Origin of the sequence: Bradyrhizobium manausense (assembly GCF_001440035.1) — a bacterium.
GTDB classification, from domain to species: Bacteria; Pseudomonadota; Alphaproteobacteria; order Rhizobiales; family Xanthobacteraceae; genus Bradyrhizobium; species Bradyrhizobium manausense.
In genome coordinates, this window is the sequence record NZ_LJYG01000015.1 from 19,632 (window position 1) to 29,483 (window position 9,852).

Here is a 9,852-nt window from a genome sequence, read left to right on the forward strand (position 1 = left end):
GCCCTCAAGGGCAGACAATAGCGCTGCACAATGGAACTCTCAATGGCATTCTTTCTGCAAGCTGCACGAGGGCGAGGAGAATTGGAACCGTTGTAGGGAAATCGGCTCCTATGTATCATCGGCACTTGCGCCGGTCTTTCCAGGCCCATCTTGAAACTGAAAGTTATTGCGCCGAGATCGTTTGCGAGGGATTTGAACCGTGGCTGACGGTCCCGAACATATTTTCCGTGCGAGCGCGCTGCAACGCGCTGCATCTCCTGACGAACTCGACCATCTCATCGCGATTACCAAGCCGGCCGACTGGATCCTTGCCGTCGTCGTAACGGTCGCACTGATTGCGGCGATTATCTGGGGGATCTACGGCCGGATTCCATCGCGAGTGTCAGGACAGGGACTCCTGGTCGGTAGCGGCCGCGTCGTCGACGCAGTCTCTGCTGCGGAGGGACGGCTGGCTTCGCTCAGCATTTCCGTCGGCGATCATGTCGAGCGCGGTCAGATCATCGCTCAGATCTCGCAGACCGACATCGAGCAAAAATACGCAAACGCTGTCGAGGCCTACAAGGAGCGCCAGCGTGAGCATGACGACATGGCGGCGAAGGTGAGGTCGGAGCTCGCAGTCAAGGCCTCCAATCTCGAGAAGCTCGAGGCAGCCTTCAACAAGGTCATCGAGGCAACCGGGCAGCGCATTCAGTCCCTGGACATCGATGTGAAGAATCTCGAGCAGCTCATGGCCAAGGGCCTGACCACGCGAAAGACGCTGGAGGATCGTCGTCTCGAGTTGACCGAGGCGCAGCAGCGGCGAACGGATTCGCAGAACGAGATCCTCAAATTGCATGCGCAGCAATCCGATCTTGAAACTCAACGCGAGCACGAATTGCAACAAGCCGAATTCGCGGCCAACAATGCGCGCCGCGAGATGCAGGCGCTCGCCGGGACGCTGGGGCGCAATTCGCAGGTTGTCAGCCCGATCACGGGTCGCGTGCTGGAGATCAAGATATCGACCGGTTCGGTCCTCGCCGTCGGCACGCCGGTCGTCGCGATCGAAGATGAGGGATCGAGGCTCGAGGCGGTTATCTATGTCCCCGCCGAGCAAGGCAAGAGCGTTAAGCCAGGCTCGCAGGTGCGCATTGCGCCCAGCACCGTCAAGCGGGAGGAGTTCGGCATGATGATCGGGACGGTCTCCAGTGTGTCCGAGTTTCCCGTGACTCCGCAAGGAATGACCGCGGTGCTTCACAACGATCAATTGGTCAAGGTGTTCTCCCACGACGGCGCGCCGTATGCCGTCACCGTGTCCCTGGAACGGGACGACTCGACGACGAGCGGCTATCGGTGGGCTGTCGGCCAGGGACCTCCGGTTCACCTGACCAGCGGCACGCTGGCCCAGGCCGAGATCACCACCCGCAATCGGCGCCCGCTGGATCTCGTTGTTCCTCTTATCAGGAAGCTGACCGGGATCGATGGATAGTTCTGCCAAGCCTAGTACGGGAGTGAAGAAAACACCCACCGTCCTGCAGATGGAGGCGGCAGAATGCGGCGCCGCCTGCCTCGCCATGGTGCTGGCGCATTATGGCCGATGGGTGCCGCTCGAGCAGTTGCGTGTCGAATGCGGCGTATCGCGCGATGGCAGCAAGGCCAGCAACGTCGTCAGGGCCGCGCGGCGCTTCGGCCTGTCCGCCAAGGGATTCCGTCAGGAAATAGCGACGCTGCCCACGACACCGACGCCCTGCATCATCCACTGGAACTTCAATCATTTCGTTGTTCTCGATGGGATCGATGGAAAGTTCGCCTACATCAACGACCCGGCTTTCGGGCGCAGGCGAATTGGCCTCGACGAGCTGGACAGGAGTTTTACCGGGGTCGTGCTCACCATGGAGCCGACGTCAGCGTTCGTCGCCCAAGGGAGCAAGCCTGGCGGACTGCGCCTATTGGTCCGCGAGCTGCGCGGCTCAAAGGCGGCAGTGGGCTTGCTCGTCCTGCTCAGCTTCGTGATGGTCCTTCCGGGCCTCGTCGCCGCGAGCTTCTCAAAACTCTTCATCGACGACGTCCTGATCCAGCATCTCGACGGGTGGCTGCGTCCGCTCCTGGTCGGCATGGCCGTCACCGCTCTGATCCGCACGATCCTGACGCTGCTCCAACAATCGCTGCTGCTGCGGTTGCAGACCAAGCTGTCGGTGGTCATGATCAGCCGATTTCTCTGGCGGGTGATGGCATTGCCGATGGAGTTCTTCACTCAACGCCACGCCGGCGATATCGCAACGCGTGTTGCGGCCAACGAACAGATTGCACGGCTGCTTGCGGGCGGCATTGCGGCCAACGTGCTCAACCTCACCTCGGTCGTGTTTTTTGCGTTCGCGATGGTGGTCTACGATCCGTGGCTTGCCGCGATCTGCGTCGCCCTGTCGATGCTCAACGTCCTGTCCTTGCGCCTGTCGCACCGGCGTCGGGAGGACCTCAGCCGCGGGCTCTCGCAAGAACGTGGAAAATCTTTGGGAGCGGTGGTCAGCATCGTCAGGACCATCGAGACGATCAAGGCAAGCGGTCTCGAGGACGAGGCATTCGGACAATGGGCCGGTGTCCATGCCAAGCTTCTCAATGCCGAGCGCGAGCTCGCCTCCTCGTCAATCCTGCTCGACATGATCCCGACTCTCATCTCGGGATTGAGCATGACGGCGATACTCATCCTCGGAGGCTTGCGGGTGATCGAGGGCTCGCTGACGCTTGGCAGCCTCGTCGCCTTCCAGTTGCTGATGGCAAGTTTCTCGGAGCCGGTCGCAACGCTGGTCAATCAGGCCAGCGGCTTTCAATTGATCCGGGGCGCCCTCGATCGCCTCGAGGATGTCTACAACTATCCGCTCGGCGACAAGCCGAAGCGATGTGGATCTGAAGGACACCTTCCCGCCAAGCTTGCGGGGCGCATCGAACTCAAGAATGTGCAGTTCGGTTATTCACTGCTTGAGCCTCCTCTTATCTCCGAGCTTTCGATCAACATCCGTCCGGGATCACGCGTGGCGATTGTTGGCGCGTCCGGAAGCGGAAAATCGACACTCGGACGCCTGATTTGCGGCCTCAACAAGCCGTGGGCCGGAGAGATCCTGATCGACGGGGCTCCGCTTGCGGACGTTCCACCCGAAATCCTCGCCAACTCCATCGCTTACGTTGATCAGGATATCTTCCTGTTCGAGGGCACCGTGCGCGACAATCTCACGCTCTGGGATCGGACGACGCCGGACGCCGATCTCACAAGAGCGCTGAAAGACGGGCAGATCCAGGACGAGATCGCCATCAGGGCCGGCAATTACGACTCCTATGTGAGCGAGGGTGGAACGAATTTCAGCGGCGGGCAGCGACAGCGCATCGAGATCGCGCGCGCTCTCGTCGGCCGTCCCTCCGTTGTCGTTCTGGACGAAGCCACGGCTGCGCTCGACCCGGTCACCGAAAAGGCAATCGACGAAAATCTGCGCCGCACCGGCTGCACCTGCATCATCATCGCACATCGTCTCAGCACGATCAGGGATTGCGACGAGATCGTCGTGTTGAGGCAGGGCAAGATCGTGGAGCGTGGGACGCATGAGAGCCTGCTGGCCCGGCAGGGCGAATATGCGAGGCTGGTGTCCCAGGAATGATCCCTCCGGCTGAAAACATTGTGTCAGGTGCGAGCCTCGTCATGCCGGCGGAACGTCCGATTGAGGTGGCGCTCGATGGTCGCAGGCCCATTTTGCTCGATCACCATGGCTACGTGTTCGAGGTCGTTGCCGGTCATCTCGATATCTTCGCGGTCGATGCCGACGAGGGCGAATACGGGAAGAGACACCATCTGTTTCGGGTCGAAAGCGGCGACGTCGTCGCTGATCTCCCGGAGGTCGCCATCCCTACGGGACGCAGCGCAAGCTTCATTGCGGTCGGGACCGAAGGCACGCGGGCGTCCGCACGGTCCAGATCCGATCTGACGCCAGTCCAGGTCACGCGCTGGATCGAACGGCTCGCGCGCTTCGTCGCGGGGCCGGCACCGCTGTGGCAAATGACCGAGCTCCCGGAAGGCAAGGCCGAACTTGCGGCGAACCAAGGCGGCCGCGGTCCCATGCGTGGTCTGCTGTGGCTGACCGTGGAGCGCGGCGACCTCAGATTGATGGGCGTTTCCCCTCCATACGCGGCCGGAAGTCAGCCTCTGCCGCTCACGTCAGGCTTGTGGGTCGAGGCGGGCGCGGAAGGCTGCGGCGTAGTCGCCGACGGTGCAGCGCCGGCCGCGATCTGGCCGGCGGTCGATCAGTTTCACCGGAGCTTCGCTGCCTGCGTCGAACGCATCCTGGTTCACGAGAGGCAGAGCGAGAGCGAGCGGCTGAAGAGCCGGAGTGCGCTTGCGGCATCGCAGTCCATGGAAGCCTTCGATCGCCTCTCCGGCATTATCGTGCGGCGCTTCGATCATGACGCGGTCGATGCATCCTATTCCGATCGGCTGGCGGGCGCCTGCCAGCTCGTCGGAAGCGCGATGCGCATGCCGATTGCGATTGCCGGTCGGGTCGATGGCAGCCGGCAGGAATTCACTGGGCTGACGCAGATCGCGCGGGATTCTCGGTTGCGGCTCCGGCAGGTGCTCCTCAGATCGGACTGGTGGAGAGCCGATGCAGGCCCGCTGGTCGGCTGGTTCGGCGAGAANNNNGCCGGTCGCCTTGGTCTATGAGCCACGCCGGGGCTACGTCATGATCGACCCACTGACGAAGGCGCGCCGGCTCGTCGATCGCACCGTGGCGGCACAGATCGCTCCGGAAGCAGCGATGTTGTATCCGCCGCTGCCGTCAAGCTCGCTGAAGTTCAGGGAGCTTTTGCAATTTGCCTTGCGCTACGCACGTGGCAGCGGACTGCGTATCGCCCTGGTGGTCGTGGTGATCGGGCTTCTGTCTTTGGTGACGCCCTTCGTCACCAATCTGCTGATCAGTTCGATCATCCCGAGATCGGAGCTCGACCAACTCGTCTTCTGTGCCCTCGCACTGGGCCTGACAGCCTTGGCGGTCGCCGGCGTCCAGGTCATGCAGGGCCTTGTCATGCTCCGCATGGAAGCCCTCATCGACTGGCGATTGCAGTCGGCGATGATCGATCGCATGCTGAGGCTGCCAACTGCCGTCTTCCGGAAATTCACGACGGGCGAACTGGTCGACCGCGCGATGGGCATCGACGCCGCACGCCGTGCCCTGACGGGCCATGCGCTCCGCGGCATGATCGCCGGCCTTTTCTGCATCTTCAGCCTCGGCTTGATGATCTACTATAGTCCGAAGCTGGCGCTGCTCGCGATTGGGCTGACATTCGTCAGGGCGGTCGCCATCATCTCGACCAACCTGCTGCGGCTTTATTTCGAGAACAAGCACTTCAACCAGCAGGGCAAGGTCAGCGGTTTCGTCCTCCAATTGCTGACGGGTGTCGCCAAATTGCGGGTGTCGGGGGCAACCGGGCGTGCGCTCGCGATCTGGTCGAAGCAGTTCGCGACACAAAAGCAGTATTTCGTGTCGTCGCAGCTCGCCAGCAACGGCCTGGGCGCGTTCGAGACGGCTTTTCCGACGATCGCGACGCTGATCGTCTTTGCCTATGCATCGTATTCGAACAGCAACCTGCTGACGGATCTCGGCAGGTTCTTCGCCTTCTTTTCTGCCTTCGGGCAATCCATGGGTGCCGTCGGCTCATGGGCGGGCGGCGTCAGTGAAGCGCTGATCGCAATACCGCCACTGCTCCGGCTGCGCCCCCTCATCGCCAGCCCGACGGAGATCTCCGACGACAGAAAGGCGCCGGGAGAGCTGTCTGGATCGATCGAGCTTGCGCGCGTTTCGTTGCGGTATCTGTCAAGCGGCCCGCTGGTGCTCGATAGTGTCTCATTGAAGATCGCCCCCGGCGAATACGTCGCAATCGTCGGGCCATCCGGAAGCGGCAAGTCGTCCTTGTTTCGGCTGCTGCTCGGCTTCGAGTGGCCGGAATCGGGTGCGGTGTTCTACGACGGAAAATCAATCGAGACGCTGGATGTGAGTGCTTTGCGGCGCCAGCTCGGCGTTGTCTTGCAGAGCGCGCGGCTCGCCAATGGGAACATCTACGAAAACATTTGTGGTGGACTTCGGCTTCCGCTCGACCAGGTGTGGGACGCCGCCCGACTTGCGGGAATCGAGGAGGACATCAAGGCCATGCCGATGGGCATGCTGACCCAGATAGCCGAAGGGGTCAGTACCCTTTCCGGGGGACAACGCCAGCGCATCATGATCGCCCGCGCCATCGCGCGACGTCCGCGCGTCTTGCTGTTCGACGAGGCGACGAGCTCGCTCGACAACCGATCCCAGGCGATCGTTACTGATGCGTTGGAGAATTTGAACGTCACCCGAATCGTCATCGCTCACAGGCTGAGCACCGTCAAGAATGCAGATCGGATCATTGTGCTGGTTGACGGCAAGATCGTCGAAACAGGGACGTTCGAGGAATTGACCGCTGCAGCTGGTGCTTTTGCGGCGTTTGCGCAGCGGCAGATGCTTTGATCCCCCGGAGGCCCACTCCCCACTCGCCCCAAGAGCAAGTCGCCTTATGAGGATGGCCCCGCTGGAACTGCCGTGGTGAACCGAGCCGTCGTTTGCGCAGAAAAAGCCAGTCTCTGGCCTCTGTGACCCGTCTCACGGTCTAAGCGCATGGGCCGCGGTACTCCTGTTGCCACGAGATGAGAGGGGATGGACCCCTCCACAACAGCGGGAGACACAAATGACCGAGCGTAGCGATCGAGACCGTAAAGAGTTGGACGAGCGCGAACTGAGCTCCGTGTGCGGCGGCTTCATCAATGACGGTGGCTGCATCGGGCCCTGGATCGTGGATGGGAAGATCACGACCCACCAGCCCATGGGTCCGAACCCCTGGCTGCCTGGTGGCATCTTCCACCGCTGAGAACCAAGCCTGCAAACGATTCATCACAATCCATCCATCATTTGAAAAGGAGCGACCAACATGCTGAACCTGGAACACACAAAGCCGGAAATCATCGAACTGAACGACGCGGAACTTGACGCGGTTGTCGGCGGCAACTGGCTCGGAGACGCCTTCCGTGCCATCGGCGGCGCCATTAAGGACGCGGTCGAATGGGTCGGCGGTCTTATCTTTGGCGGCCTGCAAGGCCCGGGCAACCTGCGCGGCCCGTTTGGCCCGGGGCCGGGACCGGGACCCCTCTGACGTCATCTTCTCAGAGCAGCTGGCAAGTTTGAGGCCGCCTTAATTGGCGGCCTCTTTCATTTCGGACGCTTGGTGAGTGCACGCCCTACTCCGACTTGGTACAGAGCGATCGGATATCTAAGCGAACTCAAAAACCTGTCCGTCTGGACCAAAAACAACGCCGGCATGGGCTCGTTCTATCGCTCGCAGCATGAGCTCGTCTGCGTCTTCAAACCCGGCTCGGCGCCTCATATCAACAATATCGAGCTCGGCAGATTCGGCCGCAATCGAACGAACGTCTGGAATTATGCCGGCGTCAATGCCTTTGGCCAAGGACGCGCCCATCTGCAGCTGCATCCGACGGTTAAACCCGCCGCCATGGTCGAGGATGCCATCCGGGACTGCTCGCGACGCAAAGGGCGCATCCTCAATCCTTTCCTCGGCTTGGGCACGACCTTGGTCGCAGCCGAGCGCACCGGCCGGACCAGCTACGGCATCGAAATCGACCCGCGATATTGCGATGTCGCGCTGCGCCGTCTCAAGACAGTGTGCGGCCTTGAGGCAACGCTTTCGTCGACCGGAGAGGCGTTCGAGCAAGCAGCCTCCCGGCGTCATGGTCAAGCGGCGACCTGAGGCAAGTGGAAAAACCAAGACAGCTCGGCCGGCAGCAATGCAATACCGGCCGAGCCTTACGGCCGATCGAGGCCGCGTACAAATTAAGCGGCTGGCCGCTGGATATCCGTTCAACTCCTAACACCGGCGGGACAGCGGACATCTCTCGAGGTCACTGATGGGCCATTTCCGGAGTCATGCAGCAGGGTAACGCTGAGCGCTGTGGCGCTGTGGCTTTGCGGTTCTCGGAGACGATCGCCAGTTAGCCCGAACTATCGCCAACACCAGTGACGGACGTAACGTTCTTCGATCCGTCGAATATCCGGGAGCACGCGTGTTCGACATGCCGACGCATGGTGACCCGGGCGGCGTCTGCGTCGTGTGCCTCGATCGCCCTATAGATGTCCTCATGCTCTGCCTGTACCATGAGCGGTACTGCCTGTGGCTGCGTCAAAGAAAGCCTACGCGCCAGATCAATCGAGAATTCGATCTGTGATCGCATCGCGCTTGATACAAAATCGAAAAATTCGTTGCATGATGCTTTGGCAATTGTCATATGGAATTCAACATCCGGGTCCACGCCAAGTGCTCCATCGGAGACCGCTTTTTCCAACTGGTCGACTGCCTCGCGCATGAGGAGCAGGTGGGCCGGCGTGCGATTCCGCGCGGCATGAAAGGCCGCCTCGCTCTCGACGGCGGCGCGAAATTCAAAGCAGCGCCTTATCTGAGAGAGACTACTGACGAAGCCAAACGGCGTCGCATTGTCCTGCTTCGGCTGTGCAGCGGCCCGGTACTGCACGTAGCTTCCAGCACCCTTTCTGGAGACGATCGCGCCCATCGATCGCAGTCGCGACAGTGCCTCTCTAATAACCGGCCTGGATACGCCGAAGCGGTCGGCCAGTATTGACTCTGCTGGCAAGCGAGCCCCTTCGCCGAACTCCCCACTTTCGATCAAGCGAAAAATACGCTGTGAAAGACGATCGCTAAGTCGACCTGCTGGCTCGACTCGAGAAAGTAAAGAGATGCGGTTGAGCGCAGGTATTGCCGAACCATCACCATCCTGTCTTACAGATTCTGTCATTGCACTGCGCTGTTGCCAGATTCTCTGCGAGCTTTTGACCGGGAAGGCTCACACGGTGATATGCTGATTGACAAGTTTACATATCATATCTTTAATCGATGGACCATTTTGCACAAGCGGTAATAAGAGACGCATTGAGCCGAATGGGGCTCGCATGCATTTCGCGACCTATAGAGGCGCGACTGCAGGACATCGAAGAAGACGACCCAAGTCGTTCGTGAGATGGGAGGGAGGGCGCGGTGGCAAGCGATGGCCCTCGGCGAAGTTGTGATGAGAGGTCGCAACGCGCGGGGTCCGAGGTACTTCGGATCGATCGCGTCTTCAAGCGTTTCGGCGGGACTCAGGCGCTCAGCGATGTCAGCATGTCCGTTGGGCGCGGCGAAATCGTCGCTCTCCTCGGCGAGAACGGCGCCGGCAAGTCGACACTCATCAAAATCCTCGCTGGCGTGCACCCCATCGACGGTGGAACGATCACCTACGAAGGTCATGACATGACCCACGCGGTCAGACGCATGCCTATCTCATTTATCCATCAAGATCTTGGATTGATCGATTGGATGACAGTGGCGGAGAACATCTGCCTGACGCTTGGTTACCCGCGCCGCTTCGGCCTTATCGATTGGTCCCGGGCGCGAAAGCGCGCCGCGCTGGCGCTGGCTAAACTCGGCGCCGATATCGATCCGGACCTTCGCATCCAGAACCTGACGAGAACCGAGAAATCGCTGGTCGCGATCGCACGCGCGCTCGCAACAGATGCAGAAATCCTTGTTCTGGATGAGCCTACAGCGAGTCTTCCTGCCGACGAGGTTGCGCGCTTATTCCGCGCGCTCCGCAGGCTGCGCGAACACGGCGTAGGCATGATCTACGTCTCTCACCGGCTCGACGAGGTGTTCGAGATTGCTGATCGGATGGTGGTTCTGCGCGACGGCCATGTCGCCGGCGAGCGCTTAGTCGCCCGAACATCCCCCGAGGAGACGATCCTGCTCATCGTCGGG

Annotated in this window: 8 protein-coding genes and 1 pseudogene; 8 read left to right on the forward strand and 1 reads right to left on the reverse strand. The window is 61.0% G+C overall.

Annotated elements, in window-relative coordinates; genetic code table 11:
* Positions 1-199: 199 nt before the first annotated feature.
* The 7 genes and pseudogenes from AOQ71_RS02435 (at position 200) to AOQ71_RS02455 (ending at position 7,797) form a co-directional block, all read left to right on the forward strand.
* Positions 200-1,465 (forward strand): NHLP bacteriocin system secretion protein, encoded by a 1,266-nt coding sequence (locus tag AOQ71_RS02435; protein WP_057741256.1) that lies wholly within the window; start codon positions 200-202, stop codon positions 1,463-1,465.
* A gap of 22 nt (positions 1,466-1,487) precedes the next feature.
* On the forward strand, positions 1,488-3,623 hold the full coding sequence (locus AOQ71_RS02440) for an NHLP family bacteriocin export ABC transporter peptidase/permease/ATPase subunit (protein WP_347336673.1): 2,136 nt from the start codon (positions 1,488-1,490) through the stop codon (positions 3,621-3,623).
* A 41-nt stretch (positions 3,624-3,664) separates the two neighbouring features.
* A pseudogene (locus AOQ71_RS46985) lies at positions 3,665-4,653 on the forward strand (NHLP bacteriocin export ABC transporter permease/ATPase subunit); the annotation flags it as partial.
* A gap of 44 nt (positions 4,654-4,697) precedes the next feature.
* The gene (locus AOQ71_RS46990; protein ID WP_245316655.1) at positions 4,698-6,506 is read left to right on the forward strand and encodes an NHLP bacteriocin export ABC transporter permease/ATPase subunit; all 1,809 of its coding nucleotides are present in this window, start codon (positions 4,698-4,700) and stop codon (positions 6,504-6,506) included.
* A gap of 217 nt (positions 6,507-6,723) precedes the next feature.
* Positions 6,724-6,903: a hypothetical protein gene (locus AOQ71_RS44675; protein ID WP_157083337.1), complete on the forward strand. Its 180-nt coding sequence runs from the start codon at positions 6,724-6,726 to the stop codon at positions 6,901-6,903.
* Between the two features lie 60 nt (positions 6,904-6,963).
* Complete coding sequence (locus AOQ71_RS02450; protein ID WP_057741261.1) at positions 6,964-7,185, forward strand: hypothetical protein; 222 nt, start codon at positions 6,964-6,966, stop codon at positions 7,183-7,185.
* A gap of 165 nt (positions 7,186-7,350) precedes the next feature.
* Positions 7,351-7,797: a DNA-methyltransferase gene (locus tag AOQ71_RS02455; protein WP_430648599.1), complete on the forward strand. Its 447-nt coding sequence runs from the start codon at positions 7,351-7,353 to the stop codon at positions 7,795-7,797.
* A 241-nt stretch (positions 7,798-8,038) separates the two neighbouring features.
* Here the strand turns inward: AOQ71_RS02455 and AOQ71_RS02460 are convergent, their stop codons facing one another.
* Entirely contained in the window at positions 8,039-8,857 is an 819-nt protein-coding gene (locus AOQ71_RS02460; protein WP_083513877.1) for a FadR/GntR family transcriptional regulator, read from the reverse strand.
* Positions 8,858-9,096: 239 nt separating this feature from the next.
* Between AOQ71_RS02460 and AOQ71_RS46995 the strand changes: the two genes are divergently transcribed.
* A partial coding sequence (locus AOQ71_RS46995) for an ATP-binding cassette domain-containing protein (protein WP_430648600.1) occupies positions 9,097-9,852 on the forward strand: 756 nt, incomplete at its 3' end.

Coding starts and splice junctions, on each gene's coding strand:
- AOQ71_RS46990 (WP_245316655.1), top strand. CDS start 4,698: ATGATCGACCCACTGACGAAGGCGCGCCGGCTCGTCGATCGCACCGTG.
- AOQ71_RS44675 (WP_157083337.1), top strand. CDS start 6,724: ATGACCGAGCGTAGCGATCGAGACCGTAAAGAGTTGGACGAGCGCGAA.
- AOQ71_RS02450 (WP_057741261.1), top strand. CDS start 6,964: ATGCTGAACCTGGAACACACAAAGCCGGAAATCATCGAACTGAACGAC.
- AOQ71_RS02455 (WP_430648599.1), top strand. CDS start 7,351: ATGGGCTCGTTCTATCGCTCGCAGCATGAGCTCGTCTGCGTCTTCAAA.
- AOQ71_RS02460 (WP_083513877.1), bottom strand. CDS start 8,857: ATGACAGAATCTGTAAGACAGGATGGTGATGGTTCGGCAATACCTGCG.